We start from the raw sequence: 19129 nt of genomic DNA, 5'->3' as shown, positions 1-19129 counted from the left end.
CTGAAAAAGAAAAGGAACATGTGTCGGTAAGAAGTTTACGTCATTCACTTACATCATTCGCTGAGACCCACGCTGTCGCCACGCAGGAGCGTTGCCTGAACCACGAATGCCGACTGCCATCTGCACCACTCAAAAGTGATTGAGGGGAATCTTGAGATAGACCTGCCCATTGGCTTCCACCGGCGGCATCTGCCCGGCGCGCATGTTGACCTGAACCGCTGGCAACATCAGGCGCGGCATACCCAAGCCTGCATCACGCGTGGAGCGCATGCTGACGAAGGCCTCCTCATCAATGCCTTCATGGACATGTACGTTGTGCTGACGCTGCTCGCCCACGGTGGTTTCACAGCAGAAACCTTCACGCCCGTCTGCCGAATAATCGTGGCAGAGGAATAATCGCGTGTCTGCGGGTAGCGCCAATACCTTGTGAATCGAACGATACAGGGTGCGCGCATCGCCGCCTGGGAAATCACAGCGTGCGGTGCCGTAATCCGGCATGAATAGAGTATCACCCACGAATACCGCATCCCCGATCACATAGCTGACACAGGCGGGCGTATGACCCGGCGTATGCAATATTCGGCATTCAAGCGCACCAATCGCCAAGCTATCACCCTCTTCCAGCAGTCGATCAAACTGGCGACCATCGCGGGCAAAACCGGACTCGGCGGCGAAGATATCAGCAAAGATGTCCTGCACTTCACGAATACGTGCGCCGATCGCCAACTGACAACCCAGCGTGTCTTTCAAATAGGCGGCCGCCGAGAGGTGGTCCGCGTGCACATGCGTCTCGAGAATCCACTCCACTTCCAGTGACTGCGCCGCGATATGGGCCAGCAGAGCATCAGCAGAATCGGTCTTCGTCTTGCCGGCGGGATAATCGAAATCCAGTACCGGGTCGATGATCGCGCAGCGGCGCGACTGCGGGTCACACACCAGATGAGTGAAGGTGTTGCTGTCCTTGTCAAAGAAGCTGGTGACATCAGGATGTAGGATAGAGGGCGCCATAGGTGCATACCTCGTAGGTCAGATCGTGTCGGAAAACTGACTTCAGGTTACGCCTCAATCGCATGAGATGCAAAATAACGAATAACGTTATTCCTATATGGAATAAATGAATATGTGTACTGATAACTAATTGATATTATTTGCTTAACCCAATATGAACAGCACTGTAACGGCGGCAGATACCGTCGCCTTCATACAAGGTCTAGCAGATACACATGAAAGAGACATGCCAAGCTAATTTACAAGGTGACTCGATTCATCTTAAGCTAAAAGTGGTCAATCATCTCTCATCGGACGAGAAACTCTCATGTCTAGAATTCTGCAATGGTCGATAACGGTCGCGCTGGCCGGCTTTCTGTTCGGCTTCGATACCGCCGTCATTTCTGGCGCGGATACCTCCTTGCAACAGCTGTGGGAGCTGAGTGACCTGTCGCATGGCCTCATCATCATGTCGATGGCGTTATGGGGCACGGTGATTGGCGCCATCTTCGGCAACTGGCCGACGGATCGCTTTGGCCGTCGTGCGACGCTGATCGGCATCGGTGTGCTCTATCTCGTCTCGGCACTGGGCTCAGCGCTGGCAACCGATCCTTACATCTTCTCCTTCTTCCGCCTGTTGGGGGGCCTGGGTGTCGGTGCCTCTTCCGTGGCCGCACCGATCTATATCTCCGAGATTGCGCCACGTGCGCGACGCGGAGCGCTGGTCGGGCTTTATCAGTTCAATATCGTGTTGGGTATCCTGATCGCCTTCGTGTCCAACTACTTCATCGGCTTCATCGAGGGCGAGAACTGGCGCTGGATGCTGGGCGTCGAGGCGATTCCAGCGGCGATCTATCTGCTGATGATCTGCAAGGTGCCACGCAGCCCTCGTTGGCTCATCCTGCAACGCAACGATGAAGCCGCTGCCGGTGAAGTGATCAGGATGATCGACCCCAACGCGAATATCGCAGAAGAAGTCGCCATCATTCGCGGCACCGAGTCCCCCGAATCCGTCGGCAAGCACACTCGCCTGTTCGCGTGGCGCTACCGTCTTCCCGTGCTATTCGCCTTCCTGATCGCCGCCTTCAACCAGCTGTCGGGTATCAACTTCATCATCTATTACGCGCCGCGAATTCTCGCCGAGGCACAACTCGAGACGAGCGCGGCTCTGCTCTCGACCGCGGGTATCGGCCTGATCAATCTGGTCTTCACCATGCTGGGCATGTCACTGATCGACAAGCTGGGCCGCCGCACCTTGATTCTGATCGGCTCAGCCGGCTATCTGCTTTCGCTGTGCCTGATCTCATGGGCGTTCTACCTCCAGGATTTCAGCGCTCTCGACGGTTATGGCGTGCCGGTATTGCTGGGCGTGTTCATCGCGGCCCATGCCATGGGCCAGGGCGCGGTGATCTGGGTGTTCATCTCCGAGATATTCCCCAACAAGGTACGTGCCTTGGGCCAGTCCTTTGGCAGCTCCGTGCATTGGGTCTTCGCGGCACTGATCGCCCTGCTGATGCCCGCCATTCTCAGCCAGTTCAGTGGCGGCCCAGTGTTCGCCTTCTTCGCGGTGATGATGCTGCTACAGCTGATCTTCGTGCTGTTCTTCATGCCGGAAACAAAAGGCGTCTCACTTGAAGACCTGCAGGGCCGACTGATTCGCCCCTCGCGCAAGGAACAAGCCGAGCAGGACGCGGCGTTACAAGCACAGCGCAGCTGATTCGCACGACTGAACCCACAGGGCGAAGCCCTCGTCTAACGCTCTATCGCTTTTCTTATCGACACCCCGCCCTGTGCGGGGTGTTTGCGTTTCTGGGCCCCTGATTTCAGTACTTCTTGCTCCCACCCTTGCAGGGCATGTCCCACGTATCGGGGCTGATGCACCATACGTACCGGTATCCACCAGAGGCATCTGAGCGGGTACGGCCTCCAAGATAACCATCAAGGTTGCGTGTGCTCAGCGTGTGATTCGCTGCATGCCAACAGGCGCCCCAGTCAAGTTGATGCAAGAAACATTACAGACATATTCTTTAGTAGCGACAGCCTTGCGGAGGAACGAAAAACAGTGAAATCATTCATCCGAAACGTTTCGGATAACAGTTTTTAACGTTATTGCTGCTCAAGGATTCTGGCCATGCCACCCAACATCACGCTCAAGCATCTCGCCAGCCAACTGGGACTCTCAGTGACAACCGTTTCCAGAGCATTAGGCGGGTTCGAGGATGTCAGTGTCGCCACCCGTGAGCGAGTTCAGGCTTTTGCCAATGAAGTAGGCTACCAGCCCAACCAGAGCGCACGCCGCTTGAAGACCGGTCGCACCTCATCGGTGGGCTACATCATGAACGGTGCCCAGGGCGACTTTCGCGATCAATTCAACACGCGGTTATTGGTTGCGCTGGGCCAGGCACTACATGACGCCGCACCGGAACATGACCTGATCGTCACCACTGTGCCGGAAGATCGCGACGAGCTGGATACCTACAAGCGCTTCATCGACGGCGGCAAGGTGGATTCCTTCGTGGTAGCACGTACCCGTATTCAGGACCCCCGCGTCGACTTCCTGCTCGAAAGCGGTTTCCCCTTCGTCACCCACGGACGCACAGGCCGTGCTGATGAACATGCCTGGGTAGATACCAACGCGACCGATGGATTTGTCAGAGCCACTCGTTACCTGATTGATAGCGGCCATCGAGACATCCTGTTCCTGAACTTCTTCAGTGACCTCTACACGGCGGTAGAACGTGAGAAGGGCTATCACGATGCCATGCAGGCGGCCGAACTGACTCCCATGTCACGCCATTGCCAACATGGGTATGCCAGCGCCTACCAGGCCGCTTGCGAAGCATTGTCCAGCGCTACCCCACCCACGGCTTTCGTATGTGCCAGCGATATCTTCGCCTACGCCGTGATGGAAGCAGCCACTGAATCGGGACGCGTGCCTGGCAAGGACCTCGCCATCATCGGCGCGGATAACCTGCCCGCCCAGATGTATCGTCAGCCGAGTCTCAGCACGCTGGAAGTGTCCTTCGAATCCGTCAGTCAGGCGCTGATCGAACTGGTGTTGGCTCCCGCGGGTGGCACACCGCGTCATCGTTGCTTCGACTACGAACTCCTGCTGCGCGATACCACCGGTTGATCAATCGACCTCGCCGACATGTTTCAACAGCACGCCTGACAAGTACAACGACACCCGAGAAGGGAGAGCTCCATGCGCAAGACGCCAATTGCCCTCACATTGATGGCACTACTGGGTAGCACGCCCGCCATGGCTGATATCAATTTCTTCAGCACCCAGGCCAGACCGCTGGAGGAAGCCCAGCAGATGCGCGAGATCGCGCTGGCGCCTTATGGCGAGGCCGTGAATTACATGCCCCAGGAGGCGGGTACCTTCCTGTCGCGCCTTGAAGCTGAGAAAGGCAGCGCGAATGGTGCACTGGATGTGTTGGGCGGGCTGCATGGTGAGCTTGGCTCGCTGACGCCAGCGGTATTGGCCCCTCTCGATGACCTGATGAGCACACTGGGTGAGCAGGGTATCAGTGAGCAGTATCTGTCACTCGGCAAGTTGGGGGGCGAGCAGCAGCGCTACATCCCCTGGATGCAGGCCACCTACATCATGGCGGCCAGTCGCAAGGCGCTGCCCTACCTGCCCGAAGGCGCGGACCTCAATGCGTTGAGCTACGACGAGCTACTGGCCTGGGGACGTAATATCGAGGCTGCCACCGGACAGCCGAAACTGGGCTTTCCCGCGGGTCGCAAGGGACTGATCCATCGCTTCCTCGAGGGCTATCTCTATCCGTCCTTCACGCACTCGGTGGTACGCGAATTCCGCAGTGAAGACGCAGTAGCGATGTGGCAAAAGTTCCGCGAGATCTGGGCCGTGACCAATCCGCGCTCTACCGCCTTTGGCTTCATGCAGGAGCCATTGCTCAACGGCGAAGTCTGGGTCGCGTTCGACCACACGGCGCGATTGAAGGATGCCTTCAACAAGCGACCCGATGATTTCGTGGCCTTCCCTGCCCCCGCTGGCCCCAGTGGACGTGGCTACATGCCGGTGGTCGCCGGACTGGCCGTGCCCGCCAACGCACCTGCGCCAGACGCTTCGCGCAAGCTGATTCAGTACCTGATGACGCCTGAGGCTCAGATTCGCACTCTGCGCGCCACCAACTTCTTCCCCGTGGTGGCAACCGAGCTTCCCGATGACCTGCCCGCCAGCATCCGCATGTCCGGCAAGGCCGTCGCCACCCAGTCCTCAGCCGAGGATGCCGTGCTGTCACTGCTGCCCAGCGGCCTTGGCAAGCAATCGGGGCTATTCAACAAGATCTATCGTGACGCCTTCGTACAGATCGTGCTGCGCGATGCCGACATTCACGAGACGTTGGATATCCTCGCGCCGCGCCTACAGGCCCTGATTGACAAGTCGGGCGCTGGCTGTTGGTTGCCGGATGCTCCCAGCGATGGTCCCTGTCCCGTCAAATGACTCCGCCCCTTCCACCAGAACCGCAAGACAGTCGCTGATTCGCAAGCCTGCAGAACATCGATGTTGCCGTAAGTTCACAAGCACCATAAGCGCCCTCAAGAGTCGACATGACAGTACGCCAACCCCTGTCATGTCTGCTCTCTGCCATCCACCATCACAACAATCAAAGGTGAGCACTGATGAAGCACAATCGCTGGCTACCTTATTACTTGATCGCTCCCAGCCTGCTGTTCATGGGCGCATTCTTTCTCTATCCCTTTCTGCAGATCTTTGCTGAAGCCTTCACCAACAGTGACGGCGGCGTGGGGCTGGGCAACTTCAGTCGCATCATCAGTGATTTCAATTTCTGGCCTTCGCTCACCAACACTTTACTGCTGACCGGGGTCGTCGTGCCGGTCCAGCTGGTCATGGCCATCGGCATGGCATTGATGGTGACCAAGATGAACAAGGGTCGCGACAGCATCCTCTACATCTGGACCATCCCGCTGGGCATCTCCGATCTGGCCGCCGGCATCATCTGGCTGGCGATTCTGGAGCAGTTCGGCTTCCTCAACAGCTTCATGAGCGCCGTGAACCTGATCGACGCCCCAACCTCGTGGCTCAACTATCAGAATGCCTTCGCGCTGTTTCTGGCCGTCGTCGTCGCCGAGATCTGGCGGGGTACCGCCATCGTGCTGGTGATCCTGGTGTCGGGCATGGGGCTGATCCCCAAGGAATATGACGAGGCCGGGCAGGTATTCGGCGCCAGCTACTGGCAACGCCTGTGGAAGATCACTCTGCCGATGCTGCGCCCGAGCATTCAGTCAGCACTGATCCTGCGTACCCTGCTGGCGCTGGAAGTCTTCGCGGTGGTGATGATGCTGGGCGGCAGTGACATGCCGGTGCTGATGAGCGAGACCTTCGACTGGCAGTTCCTTTACCAGCAAACCGGTGCTGCGGCCGCCTACGCCGTGCTGATCATGTTGATCTCGGTTGCCATCACCGGCTGCTACCTCAAGTTCCTCAATGTTCCGAAGGAGGCCCGCTGATGAAATCCTCATCCTCCGAAGCCGTCATGTCCTCTTCGCTACCCTCCGAGGCCTCTGCGCGCCCGCTGGAGCAGATCGCTCACAAACCACGTCGTCATGACATGGCCTGGAAATGGCTGTTCCGAGCGGGGGTCGCGATTCTGGTGCTGTGGGTGCTGGTACCCATCGCGTTATTGATGCTCAACAGCATCAGCACACCGGAGCAGATCAGTGGCTGGCCCAAGACCCTGACACCAGCATTGAGCTTCGAGACGCTCGACTTCTTCTGGCACTACCAGGGCGTGATCAGTGCGCTGGGCAACTCGCTACTGGCCGCTGGCTTCACCATGGTGATTGCCATCGTGTTGGGCGCACCGGCGGGTTATGCACTGGCGCGCTTCGTATTTCCGGGCATGAATGCCTACCGGATGATCATCATTCTGTCGCGAGCCTTCCCGATGCCTCTGCTGGCGTTGCCATTGGCGGTCATCTTCATTCGCGTCGGCATCGATGACTCCATTCTCGGCTTGGCGATGGTGCATGCCACGTTGGCGCTGCCCTTCGCGGTGCTGATCACCTCAAGCCTGTTCATGGGCATTCCGGTCGAACTTGAAGAAGCGGCCTGGTTGATGGGGTGCAATCGTTGGCAGGCCTTCCGTCGCGTGGTGCTGCCGCTGGCCGCGCCGGGCATTACTGCCTCGGCAGTGTTCGCCTTCGTCATCTCGTGGAATGAGGTATTTGCCTCGGCAATTCTCACCGTTCAGAACCGCACCTTGACCGCCTTCCTCGTTCAGAGCCTTTCCGAGTCGCCCGCCGAGATCAAATACGCCGGCGGCCTGATTCTGGTCGTCCCTGCACTGCTGTTCCTGTTCGCGATCAGGAAGTACCTGTTCAGCATGTGGGGCATTTCCAACCGCTAGCGTACGGCCTTTCATCCGGCCAATGCATGACGACGGCTGTCACCTGTCCATTCAGCGCCGTCGATCACGACCACAAGGAGTCCGACCATGTCAGCCATCCAGATCAGTGCCGTACGCAAGCAGTTCGGCAAGCAAGAAATCCTCAAGTCCATCGATCTCGAGATTCGCGACAAGGAATTCACCGTGCTGCTCGGCCCGTCCGGCTGCGGCAAGTCCACCCTGCTGCGCATCATCGCGGGGCTTGAATACGAGAGCAGCGGCTCGATTCGCATCGGTGACCGCGAGATCACCTCACTGGCCCCGCGGGACCGCCGTATCGCGATGGTGTTCCAGAACTACGCCGTCTTCCCGCACATGACGGTGGCGGAGAACATCGCCTTCGGCCTGCGCGTGCGCAAGGATAGCGAGGCGCACATTCAGCGCAAGGTGAAGGAAACGGCCGAGTTGATGCACATCGAGGACCGACTGGATCACTATTCCGGCCAGCTCTCCGGCGGTCAGCGTCAGCGTGTTGCCGTCGCCCGCGCGCTGGCGATGGAACCGGAAGTGCTGCTGATGGATGAGCCACTCTCCAACCTGGATGCGCTGCTGCGTCTCGAGATGCGCGCCGAGCTGAAGACCATCCTGTCGGCATCCGATACCACCACCATCTACGTGACCCACGATCAGGTCGAGGCCATGAGTCTCGCCGATCGCATCGCAGTGATGAAAGGTGGTGAGATAGAACAGTACGCCCCACCGTCCGAGATCTACCATTACCCGGCCACCGAATTCGTCGGCAGCTTCATTGGCAACCCGCCCATGAACTTCATCCTGCCAGACACTCGCTGGACGCAGTCCCAGCCAAACGCTCCGACACTGTCGCGAATTCATAAATGCGGTATTCGCCCCGAAGATTTTGAGGTGCGCTTTGAGCCCACCGAGCACTTTTCACCGGTCCGCGTGTTGGTCTCCGAGCTACTGGGCTCGCACAAGCAACTCACCGCGCGCTTCGGCGACGAAATGATTCGCGTGAATGTGCCAAGTGACCTCGATATCGCCAACGGCAGCGATATCCACGTCCGCCCGATGACGGAAAAGATGCGTTTCTATGACCAGACAGGTCATCTGATGTCTGCCTGACACGCCCTGATTCATCCATGTCTGACCTTCAACCCGACGACGGAGCCCGTTGCACATGACAGCAATGCCCGATGCCCCAAGTGCCCACGACATTCTCAAGCTCAACGATCTGGGCGGTTATACCGTACCCACGCGTGGCCTCTATCCCTTCCAGTGGAACTGGGACGCCGCCATCACGGCGCTGGGCTGGATGGCCGCCGGTGATGAAGCGCGCGCCTGGCGCGAAGTGGAGCGCCTGCTGGAAGGCCAGTGGGACAACGGCATGGTGCCGCACATTGTCTTCCATGGAGATGCGGAAACCTACTTCCCGGGGCCGGAGGTCTGGGGCGTGCAGCGCAGCCCGTCGACCAGCGCCATCTCACAGCCGCCCGTGCTAGCCAGCGTGATGAAGATCCTGTTCGAGGAAGGTCGTGACCGGACGCTTGCCGAGCAAAAGCTGGCCGCGACGCTGCCGGCCGTCATCGATTATCACCTGTGGTTCTATCGCGAGCGTGACCCTGAAGGTACGGGGCGCGTCTGTAGCTACCATCCGTGGGAATCCGGCATGGACAACAGTCCACAGTGGGATGGTCCGTTGGCTGGCGTACCGGCCGTCGATGCCGAATACGTACGCCGCGATACCGGGCTGGTCGACCCGTCCGAGCGCCCGCACAAATACGAATACGACCGCTACATCTACCTGGTGAAGTTCTTCCAGCAGAATGATCACGATGCCAAGGTGCTGTATCGCGACTGCCCGTACCGCGTGGAAGATATCAGCCTGATCTCCATCCTGCATCGCGGCACGCGGGACCTGGTTACGCTGTGTGAAGAGGATGCTGCCAGTCTCGATCTCGTCAACGCCCATGGCGAAGCGCTGTTCAGTCTCAAACAATCGCTGGCCCGTACCGAGGAAGGCGTGCAGGCACTGTGGAGCGAAGAACTCGGCTGCTTCCTGAGCCGTGATGCGCGTGCCAACGTGCTGCTGGAGCATGTGACCACCGCCGGGATACTGCCGCTGTTCGCGGGCTTGCCCAACGATACTCAGGCCAAACAGATGGGAAGTCTGGTCGCTGACTGGCTGGCCCAGGCACCGTATGGAGTTGCCTCAACCCATCCCGAGAGCACTCGCTTCGAGCCGAAGCGCTATTGGCGCGGGCCAAGCTGGCTACATATCAACTGGATGCTGGCCATCGGCTGTGAAGACCATGGACTCACCCAGGAGGCTGCGCAGATCAAACAGGCCAGCAAGGATTGCATCGCGGCCGCGGGTTACTGGGAATACTTCAATTCGGTGACAGGCGAAGGCTGTGGCGGACGCGATTTCTCATGGACCGCTGCGATGGATCTTTATTGGCTCAATCCGCTGGACATCTTCACTGCGAACAAGGCGCAGGACAGTGCCGTGGAGGTCTCCTGATGGCCGCGAAAAGCACACTGACGACAGCTCAGCCTGACATTCCAGTGGCACCACCCGCCTCCTTTGCCAGCCGTGAGTTTCTGGACGTGCATATCCGTTCGATCATGAATTTCTACCTGCCGCGCGCGGTGGACCATGAGCGTGGCGGCTATTTCCAGGCCTGGCGTGATGACGGCACAGTGTATGCGCCGACAGCTCGCCATCTGGTCAGCAGCACACGAATGATCTTCAACTTTGCGATGGAATACCTGCGCACTGGCGACACCGAATGCCTGGAAGCCACTCACCATGGCATCCGCTATCTGCGCGAGGTCCACCTCAACAAAGAGACCGGCGGCTATCTGTGGTCACTCAGCGAGGACGGCGAGACCGATCACACCAATCAGTGCTATGGGCTGGCCTTCGTGATACTGGCCTACGCGACCGCCTATCGCGCCGGCATCGAGGAAGCCCGAGGCTGGCTCGACGAGACCCACGCACTGATGGAGCAACATTTCTGGTCGGAGCACCACGGTCTGTATGCCGATGAAGCCAGTGCCGACTGGCAGACGCTGTCTGACTACCGTGGCCAGAATGCCAACATGCATGCCTGTGAAGCCATGCTGGCCGCCTATGAGGCCACCGCTGAGACACACTATCTGGCACGCGCCATGACGCTTGCCAGCAACATCTGTCAGCGTCAGGCAGCCAAGGCGGATGGCCTGATCTGGGAACATTACGATCACGACTGGAATGTCGACTGGGACTACAACCGCGACGATCCCAAGAACCTCTATCGTCCGTGGGGCTTCCAGCCGGGTCACCTCACCGAATGGGCCAAACTGTTGTTGATGCTCAGGCGTCATCGCGATGATGAATGGCTGCTCCCCACTGCGCAGCGTCTGTTCGATACTGCCGTGGATCTAGCCTGGGACAGCGTGCGTGGTGGGCTCTACTACGGCTTCGCGCCAGACGGTCGCATCTGCGACGACGACAAGTACTTCTGGGTGCAGGCCGAGAGCCTGGTCGCAGCGGCACTGTTGTACGAAGCTACCGGCGATGACGGTTATACCGCGTGGTATGACCGTCTCTGGCAATACGCCTGGGCGCATCTGATCGACCATCGGCACGGCGGTTGGTATCGGATACTCGATGCTGACAACCAGCGCTTTGATGACCTCAAGAGCTCCCCGGGCGCCAAGTGCGACTACCACAGCCTCGGTGCCTGTCATGAGCTATTGTGCTGCCAGGGCCTCTTGCAGCCCTGACGGACCAGGCCGCTCTTAACACATGCATTACCCCAAAAGCCCCACTGCCTTCAGTAAAGACAGTGGGGCTTTTCATGCTTGACGCATTGTCATCCACAGGGCCTGACCAATCAGATGGAGTGAATGACTCATGACTCCTCAAGCCCAGGACTGGCGGGCAACGCTGTACGAATATTGTCAGTATTCAGTCACCGGCACGAAGCTCGAGCGCTATCAGTCTCAAAAGCCGCTTTCGCGTATCAAGACACTGGCGGCATGCCGGAAGATAGCACCCGCCAGACTTTCGGCAGGCCCCTCCACCGAAACTTTCCCGTAGACCTGCCAGTCACGCACTGAAGCATCACTATCAGGCACCAGGCTGACACGATAGATACCGTCCTCAAGACGCAAACCGTCCTGGTCCTCTCGGCGCCGCTCCTCGACAGGCAAAGGGCCGCCATAGCGGCTTGCAAGCCCGGGGTAAGCCAACCGCTCAGCCCCTACGTTATCGATACTCCGCACGGTCAAGTCCACGCTATCGTGGTTGCCATCGTCAGGGATGAATCGCGCCGAACTTCCGACACGAATACGCTCGAGGTCCTGCTCACGCACAAAGGCATTGACTCGTAGACTGTGCTGACTGACGAGATCGGCAAGTCGCGTTCGAGAATCCAGCCACTGGCCTTCATGCAAGACGTCTGGCATATCCACCCGACCCGCCATGGGCGCTCGTATCACGAGGGCACGAGCACGGGACTCAAGACCACTGATTTGCGCTTCAAGCTCAGCCATCTGGGTGCGTAGCACTCCCTGCTGTGCAAGATCATCTGCAGAACCCGCACGGCGTGCGAGACGTGCCTTTATCGCCTGTATACGCCGCCTGGCTTGCTGCAGGTTGACGTTGATCTCAGGCTGTTCGAGTTCATAAACGATCTGCCCTACCGATACATGCTCATCCTGTGAGACAGGCATCTTTTTCAATTGCGCCGATTCGGGAGGGAACAATACGACATGGGCATCTGCTTCGAGCACGGCAGGGAGCGAGACCCGACCTTGCCAAGGTAAAAACAAGATACCCAGTATCAGGCAGGCACTCATGATCGTGATGATGGTGCGCATATTCAGTGATATGCGGCGTCTACTCACTTCTCGGATCTCATTCATAATAGGCCGTAGGATGAACCAGAAAATCTCGACCGCAAACAGGATGATGCCCAGCACTTTGAAAGCAAAGTGATAGACCAGTAACGCGATCCCCAGAAACAGGAAGAAGCGATAAAGCCAGGTCAATACGGAATAGACGACTAACAAGTGGCGCCGACGACGAGTAAAAGCTTCCGTCGGTGGCTCGCCAAAGCCGAACAGTCGTTCACGCAACCACCAACGGGTGATCGCAAAGGCCCGTGGCTGCAGATTGCGAATCCCCCATAGATCGCTCAGGGCGTGATAACCATCAAAACGCATGAAGGGGCTCAAGTTGACCAGCAGAGACGTTATCAAACTGGTCGTGGCCAGGAAAAAGGCCGCCTGTCTTAGCGCACCATCCGGCAAGAGTCCCCAGCACACCGTTGCCAACACCGCGATTGTTAGCTCTGTCATGACGCCAGCCATGGCGACTCTTAGCCGGTCATGATCTTTCTCAAGTCGCCAGGTATCCGTTGCATCGGTGTAGAGCATCGGAAACATGACGAGAAAGGCAACTCCCATGGTGGGCACTCGGCAGCCATAATGCTTGGCGACCAGAGCATGACCGAGTTCATGGGCTGACTTCACAATCACAAGCGCCAGCGCGTACCAGAAAATGCCCTCCCAGGAAAGAAAGCGCACCAAGGTACCGACAAAATCCGACCACTGACGCACGATGAAGTAGCACCCCAGCATCGCAAGAAACAGCAGCAGAAATTTCGCCGTACGACTGACCAGTAAACGCGCCAATGGCAGCAGGCCTTCAAGATGCCGATCTGGACGTACCAAGGGTATTCGGAAAAACAGATAATGATGCAGTAGCCAGCTACCCGTCGAAACACGTACTTGTTCCATTGCACTGGCGAGACGCTGCCGACCCTCATGCCCTTGCACCACTACCAGGTGATTGGCCTCCGCAAACCGCACTAATCCCTCGACATCACCATCATCCAAGGCAGCGCCCTCGGCTTTTGCCCGCAAGACAAGTTCGCCAAGAGTGCTACATTGCCGCCAGAGCCTGATGATACGTAGCCCGCTGAGATGCAGGTGAAAGTAGAGTCCGCGCATCGGGTCAAACAACGTCCACATCGGGGCGCCATCTGTATCTGGAGCACTACGACTAAGACGAAGATCGGCTCGTAATTCGGGCAGAGGAGCATCGTCCATTGGAGCCTGCATTGACTCCATATTCAGACCCCCAAGGCTTGGCGCAGGCCTGCAAGCGGCCGACGGAACAAGTAATAAGCCAGCGGTACACGATCACCGCTGATACGCGCCGTCCCACGAAGCCCGATGCGTAGAAAGTCCGGAGACTCCTCCAATGTGGCCGACACATGATAGATCAGCTGATCGCGACCATTAATGATGGGTTTGTAGCTAACTCGCTCGACTTCGCCCTCAATGGGAGATAGTGGGCGAGAATCCAGGAATAGAGTGATCGGTGCGCCTTTGGATAACACAAGAGCATCATCAACCGGGAGTTCAATGTTCACCTTACGATCCAATGGGTCAGCCAGCTGCATGATGCGTTCGCCTGTCCGTACCGGCCGCCCTGCCCAATCATTGGGATCGTCGAAAATTGCCAGCCCGGCCTCATCAGCCTCAGAATCACTTGCTCCAACTGGACCTCAGCGTAGGTACGCTGCACGGCTCGCAAATCACGCTCGGCACTCAACGCGGCCATGCTGGCACGCGACTTTGCATCACCGAACGCTTCCTGTCGGGCCTGTTCATAGCGTGCCTGGGCAACATTGAGTGCCTGGTCAGCCACTTTGAGCCTTGCCTGGGCATCAATGTCCTGCAACTTGACCAGTGGCTGGCCCTTGATGACTTGGGCGTTGGGTTCAACCAGCACATGATCCACTACGCCATCCATCGGAGATGACACCATCAGGGGAGCTCTTGCTACCACCTCAGCTGGCGCCAGTGCAGATAACCGCACCGGCAGACAAAGTATCAGGAGAGCCAATACCAATGCCCCCCACCACAGTCGTGATGAGCGGAGTCTGCTTCGCCATTGAGCGCGCTGTCGAGTCTGGACGAACGCATTCATGGCATGACCGAATACTTCACCAAGATGTGCCGCCAAGTTGATAGGGGCTGGTTGCCAGGGAGCCTCTCGGGTCAACCAGAGCCATGAGGCCGAGGACTCTCGAGTATTCATTGGCACCAGTAACACCTGCCCGGGACAGACTTCTCGCCAGGTAGCAAGCGCCCATTCATCCATCCCGTCAGTGCCAAGCACGGTAGGCTCTGACCCAACAGGAAGGTGGTGAGCCATGACGTGCTCGACCCACTGAACATAAAGACTGTTGCGATCTACTGAGGGCACATTGGCCAGCGCAGTAATCCGCCATCCATTGACACCGGAACGCTCCACCATCGCAGCCTGCTGATAGTCGATCACCTGACGGGCATCATTGACAGCCACATAACGCAGCGCTTTGAGGGTCTCGGCTTTGCGAGCACGGTGCTCGACATCAAATAATGCCGAGAGTTGTGCGGTATCGAATTGATTCGGCTCACTCACGATAATGTCTCACTTACTGCCCGGTTCATTGCCTTACTGCCCTTGCGATAAATCAAGTGGCGGCGTGAAAATCGCGGAAGCTGTCATCCCGGGTCGCAGAGCTGGCGTGACCTTGATCTCCGCCCAGATGGGAATGGTATGGCTGACAGGATCGACACTGGCTCCTACTCGCGTCACCTTGGCCGACACATTCTCGCGAGTTTCCTCAATGGTCAGCTGTGCCTGTCGTCCCGGCTCCAGCCAGGCAAGCCAGTCAGCCGGCACAATGATGCGCGCCTCGAGCGCCTGTCCGACGATGGACAACAGCTCTGCCTGAGCCTCGACACTTTGACCTACGCTAGCCTTGCGCTCGACAACACGGCCGTCGTAAGGCGACTTGATATCACACCGGTTCATGTTGGTACGGGCGATCCGGTACTCGGCATCGTTCTCGTTGACAGCCAGTCGCGACAGATCGACGTCTAACTGGCCGACGGAACGCAACTCCAGAAGCCGCTGATTGTTCTGCAGCTGACGCCGCGCGCTTGCCAACCTCGCGCCGACACGATCGCGCTCGGCAGCGTAAAGACTGCAATCCATCTTGACCAGCGTCTGCCCTTTCGTGAAAGCATCCCCCTCACGAAACTCCATCTTTTCGATGCGGCCACTGACCTCACTGCTGATAGTGGCTCTGTCAGTTGCCTCAATGACAGCGCGCTGCGGCTCCAATCGCGACTCTGCGGCATCTTCCTCACCAGCCGCATGTGCAGCAGTACCCAGCGTCAGAGAAATACACGATAGCGTGACGACAGTGCCCCAGTGCCGCAGCTTTTCGCACCGAATGCCTAAATTTTTCATGATTTACGCCATCACCAATGAATAAAGAAAACAAGAGCGCCGTCTTGGATAGACGGCGCTCTCCCGAAAGACTTCTGAAGAGGCGAAGGTTACGCTTCGGTCAAACTGCTATCCGGCGCTAGCACAAAGCGATCCAACGCATAGACACCCTTTTCGTTCTCGGCCTTGATCATGATGGTGACAGGCGTGGCCGGTGATCCCGGCACAGCGGTGAAGGTCCGCGTGGCCTCAGAGAATGTCAGCCACTGCGGAAGCCCCTCTCCCGCGGGGGTGGAAAAGCTGTAATGCACAGAGCCTGCAACAGCGAAGGTGTTGGCATCAAAGCTGAAGGACGGCGCTTCACCATTCTCGCCCTGCTTCAGGATTGGCGACTGTTCAGAAATGGGCTCAACCACGACACCAATCTGGCCGTCGTCCCAATCCTGGCGACGCTGCACCAACGCGCTGGCCAGCTGTGCCGGCTCAGCAGTACCTTCAAGTTTCGGATAAGGGTCCAGGCCGATACTTTGGTAAACGCGAGCGTAGGCATTCTGGATCTGCGCATAAGCAAGGTCACGACGCAACTCGGCAATCAGAGAGTTAAGCTGCTCCTTGATAGCGGTCAGCTCGCCGATGCTGCCGGAACGAGACTGCTGAGTCACCAGATCGGATATATTACGCGAGACCTGCAGGTAGTTCTGTGCAGTTCCAAGATCACGGTCAGCTGCCACGTACTTGAGCTGAGCCAGATGCACCTGCGTCAATACTGCCAGTGATGTAGCCAGACGTTCTTCACGCGTGATCTCTACACTTGTCTCTGCCGCTTCCTTATTGGCTTTCGCCTGGAAAACGTTGAGCAGGTCATAGCTGACAGCCGCCCCGGCACTGGTCCAATCCTGGAAAAGCAGGTACTGATTGTCATCGTACGAATAGCTCGCGGAGAAGCTCAGGTCAGGGAACATCTTGAGCAGTGAGGCCCGCACTTCGTCACGCGCAATACGTTCACGATAATGTGTCGTCAGCACTTCAGGACGCATCAGCAGCGCCGTCTGCTCCATGGTCGCCACATCAAGCTTGGCCTTCGGTGCCTTGAGCTGTGCGCTGTCATATTGCGGCAGTTCGAGCGTGGTAGTCGGTGGAAGTCCCATCAGGCTGGCCAGTTTTTCACGCGCACCGATCAACTCATTGCGCAAACTATCCAGGCTGCGCTTCACGTCCAGCAAGCTGCGCTCGTAGGAGTAGCTGTCCAGCGGATTGGAAAGACGCTGACGTGAGATTGTGCGACTCCGCTCCAGCGATTCGTTGACCCGAACCATCAGCGGCTCAACCTTGTTCAGCAGACGATCAGCAGAGACCGACTTCCAATACGCGGTACGCACTTCCTGTGCCAGATTCTGAACCGCCTTGCGCTCTTCCTCGACAGAAATCAGATACTGATCAGCACTCTGGTTTGCCCGCACATAGGAAAGACCGAAATCCAGAATGCTCCAGGTGAAATCGACACCGTAAGTCTTGCGATTTCGCTCTTGGGAAATGCTGTAGCTATTGTCATTTGATGAATTACTCGGCTCACCATCGACAAAAGGCACACTCTGGGTGGCTTCATATTCGCTACGCGTCGTGTAACCGGCGCGCGCGGTCAATGACGGCAGCATGTCGTAGTTGGCTGCATCCAATTGTTGGCTTCTCAGGGCAGACTGCATCGTCTTGACATGCCTATCCCGGTTGTAGAGCAGTGCCCTTGCAACCGCCATTTCGGGCGTCAGCAATCCTGTCACCTTACTCTGCGAGGCGTTGAGTGTCTTGACGTCCTCAGCCGCCTTCGGCTGTATTTCCGCCATCGTCAGTGGATTTGGAGTGACTGCACAGCCGCTTAACAAAAGCAACGCTGCCAGAGGTGATGCCGTGAGTATCTTTTGACTCATAAGTCCCTTTCCTGAAGTCATTTTATTGAAGTCCGTGCTTATTTTTAATAATAATTGGCCATGCTTCATGACAGACCAAGCATACGAGCCAAGCGATTGGCCAGACTATCTTCTTGGTGATTATCGCCAACTTCTGCCAATGCTTCCTCAGCCTGTTGACCTAGCGACTGCCAGCGAACCTCGGCGGTATCCAAGGCTTCAGGCAACGCAATATCCAAAGACAAGATGCGAGTTGTACCATCTCCCGATATTGCCACGATTCGGATATTCAGAGAGTCACTTATCCCATTGATGTCACCCACTACATCACCTGTCTGCGGATCAATCGACAGCCCTGCTGGCAAAGATGATCCATCGCCAAGAGAGGCCTCATATAGAGTGACCTCCGCAGTACGTGGGTCATTCAGAGTGATAACCAAGCGCGAGCCGGTGAGACTCATACGGCCGATCTGCATGTCATTACCGGCATTCTCTTCATGCACGACTTCGGCCGATCCTTGGGAATCCATGCTGATATCAAGACGGCGATACAGCACTTGATCCTCACGCTCTTCCAGCACCTGTCCATCAGCATCGACCAATACTTCACGCGGCTGCGTATTACCGTATTCATCAATACCAATCACAGTAACTCGTGCACGCTCCATTCCCGGCGGCAGTCTTCCAGACAGCTGCCCAGAGGAAGCATCCACTGTCAAAGTCCCCGGTAATGGCGAGCCATCGGTCTGCGTCCCCTGGTAGCGAATTGTCATCGCTTCTGGCAGGCCAAACGCACCTATGTCATTCAGAGTGTTGGAAGCGGCTGTCCGAAGGAAGTAGTCGAGATTGCCAATGTCATTCCCACCATCTTGCCCCTGCGAGTCATCACTACCAGCTACGAATCCTTCTGCCCCAAGCACCTCATTGACAAAAGGATCTGTCACAGGTGCGTCAGGAACAAAGGTGCTCGGGGCTTGAGTGATTCCTGGTGACGCCAAAGGCTCAGCCGGAACGGATAGCGTGAAACTGTAACTGGCAGTTCCACCATTACCATCATCAGCAGTGACGGTAATGACATATGGAGCATCAAGAGAAGCGTCCAGAGCCAGCTGCCCCGAAATATGGCCTGTTTGCGGGTCAATCATCACCCCTTCAGGAAGGCCACTTGCCGAATACGTCAACTCATCAGAGGCATCAGTATCGGCGAAGGCTTCTCCGGCAGGAATTGAGATATCCCCGCCATTTCCGGCGGTACGGTCTGGTAGATCAGATACAACAACAGGCGCATCATCAGCCCCGGTCACGGTGACACTCAGGGTGGCGGTATCAAGGCCGCCCTGACCATCGCTGACTTGGTAGCTGATGCTGGTGGTACGGGTCTCATCGACCGCGAGGTCGTCGAAGTCCGCGCCCGGCGCGAAGTCATAGCTGCCATCGGCATTGACGGTGTACTGGCCACCGTTGTCACCGGCAGTCGGCTGACCGACATTGGCGGCATCTTCGCCCACCTGGCTGACCGTCAGGGCATCGGTGTCGTTACCACCGTCCGCATCGTTATC

15 protein-coding genes are annotated in these 19129 nt (G+C 57.5%); 8 read left to right on the top strand and 7 right to left on the bottom strand.

Annotation, left to right across the window (positions count from 1 at the left end):
• Positions 1-129: 129 nt before the first annotated feature.
• Positions 130-996 carry an MBL fold metallo-hydrolase gene (locus BF12_RS0115100; RefSeq protein WP_024952997.1) on the bottom strand — a complete coding sequence of 289 codons (867 nt, stop codon included), beginning with the start codon at positions 994-996 and terminating at the stop codon, positions 130-132.
• A 319-nt stretch (positions 997-1315) separates the two neighbouring features.
• Between BF12_RS0115100 and BF12_RS0115095 the strand changes: the two genes are divergently transcribed.
• The 8 genes from BF12_RS0115095 to BF12_RS0115060 all read left to right on the top strand — a co-directional run bounded on the left by BF12_RS0115095 (position 1316) and on the right by BF12_RS0115060 (position 11156).
• Complete coding sequence (locus BF12_RS0115095) at positions 1316-2704, top strand: sugar porter family MFS transporter (RefSeq protein WP_024952996.1); 1389 nt, start codon at positions 1316-1318, stop codon at positions 2702-2704.
• A gap of 414 nt (positions 2705-3118) precedes the next feature.
• Positions 3119-4120 carry a substrate-binding domain-containing protein gene (locus BF12_RS0115090; protein ID WP_024952995.1) on the top strand — a complete coding sequence of 334 codons (1002 nt, stop codon included), beginning with the start codon at positions 3119-3121 and terminating at the stop codon, positions 4118-4120.
• 72 nt (positions 4121-4192) lie between these two features.
• A complete protein-coding gene (locus BF12_RS0115085; RefSeq protein WP_024952994.1) occupies positions 4193-5461 on the top strand; it encodes an ABC transporter substrate-binding protein in 1269 nt (422 codons plus the stop codon).
• Positions 5462-5640: 179 nt separating this feature from the next.
• Entirely contained in the window at positions 5641-6489 is an 849-nt protein-coding gene (locus tag BF12_RS0115080; protein WP_024952993.1) for a carbohydrate ABC transporter permease, read from the top strand.
• Positions 6489-7388 (top strand): carbohydrate ABC transporter permease, encoded by a 900-nt coding sequence (locus BF12_RS0115075; RefSeq protein ID WP_211242472.1) that lies wholly within the window; start codon positions 6489-6491, stop codon positions 7386-7388. The genes BF12_RS0115080 and BF12_RS0115075 overlap by 1 nt, the downstream gene beginning before the upstream one ends.
• 87 nt (positions 7389-7475) lie before the next feature.
• Positions 7476-8510 (top strand): ABC transporter ATP-binding protein, encoded by a 1035-nt coding sequence (locus tag BF12_RS0115070; RefSeq protein WP_024952991.1) that lies wholly within the window; start codon positions 7476-7478, stop codon positions 8508-8510.
• A gap of 55 nt (positions 8511-8565) precedes the next feature.
• A complete protein-coding gene (locus tag BF12_RS0115065; protein ID WP_024952990.1) occupies positions 8566-9909 on the top strand; it encodes an MGH1-like glycoside hydrolase domain-containing protein in 1344 nt (447 codons plus the stop codon).
• The gene (locus BF12_RS0115060) at positions 9909-11156 is read left to right on the top strand and encodes an AGE family epimerase/isomerase (RefSeq protein WP_084488154.1); all 1248 of its coding nucleotides are present in this window, start codon (positions 9909-9911) and stop codon (positions 11154-11156) included. Before BF12_RS0115065 ends, BF12_RS0115060 begins: the two co-directional genes overlap by 1 nt.
• A 219-nt stretch (positions 11157-11375) precedes the next feature.
• On the opposite strand, the gene BF12_RS0115055 is transcribed toward BF12_RS0115060, so the two are convergent.
• The 6 genes from BF12_RS0115055 to BF12_RS20440 form a co-directional block, all read right to left on the bottom strand.
• Entirely contained in the window at positions 11376-13487 is a 2112-nt protein-coding gene (locus BF12_RS0115055) for a site-2 protease family protein (protein ID WP_024952988.1), read from the bottom strand.
• 23 nt (positions 13488-13510) lie between these two features.
• Positions 13511-13813, bottom strand: coding sequence for a hypothetical protein (locus BF12_RS0115050; protein WP_500778380.1), 303 nt, complete (start codon positions 13811-13813; stop codon positions 13511-13513).
• Complete coding sequence (locus tag BF12_RS0115045; RefSeq protein ID WP_024952986.1) at positions 13810-14850, bottom strand: HlyD family secretion protein; 1041 nt, start codon at positions 14848-14850, stop codon at positions 13810-13812. The genes BF12_RS0115050 and BF12_RS0115045 overlap by 4 nt, the downstream gene beginning before the upstream one ends.
• A 33-nt stretch (positions 14851-14883) precedes the next feature.
• A complete protein-coding gene (locus BF12_RS0115040) occupies positions 14884-15687 on the bottom strand; it encodes an efflux RND transporter periplasmic adaptor subunit (RefSeq protein WP_024952985.1) in 804 nt (267 codons plus the stop codon).
• Positions 15688-15776: 89 nt separating this feature from the next.
• Positions 15777-17591: a TolC family protein gene (locus BF12_RS20445; RefSeq protein WP_024952984.1), complete on the bottom strand. Its 1815-nt coding sequence runs from the start codon at positions 17589-17591 to the stop codon at positions 15777-15779.
• A gap of 65 nt (positions 17592-17656) precedes the next feature.
• Positions 17657-19129 (bottom strand): putative Ig domain-containing protein (locus BF12_RS20440; RefSeq protein ID WP_035160303.1); only part of this gene is annotated, 1473 nt, incomplete at its 5' end.

The sequence above is a fragment of the Cobetia crustatorum genome (assembly GCF_000591415.1).
GTDB lineage: Bacteria > Pseudomonadota > Gammaproteobacteria > Pseudomonadales > Halomonadaceae > Cobetia > Cobetia crustatorum.
This window is presented reverse-complemented; position numbering and strand designations above follow the sequence as displayed.